Consider the following 238-nt stretch of genomic DNA (forward strand, 5'->3'; position numbering starts at 1 on the left):
CGCAGCATCAGGCGCCGCGAGCCCCAGTTGGCGAAGTACAGGTGGGCGTCGTACACCTGCTCCATCAGTTTGCGCTCATCGCCGCGGAAGTCGCCGTAGTGGTATTCGTTGACGAAGTGTGTCGCGCTGATCCTGGCCCGGCTCGACAGCGCCCGTACCTCTTCGAGCTCGTCCTTGGTCAAGGGTCGGTCGATGGCCTGGAACTCGTAGTACTGGTACTCGCTCACGGCCGTGCAGC

The 238-nt window shown here is 63.4% G+C and carries 1 pseudogene; it reads right to left on the reverse strand.

Annotated features, from left to right (window positions below):
• A pseudogene (locus RB628_RS42250) lies at positions 1–238 on the reverse strand (hypothetical protein); the annotation flags it as partial.

Origin of the sequence: Streptomyces sp. ADMS (genome assembly GCF_033441795.1) — a bacterium.
Classification (GTDB): Bacteria; Actinomycetota; Actinomycetes; order Streptomycetales; family Streptomycetaceae; genus Streptomyces.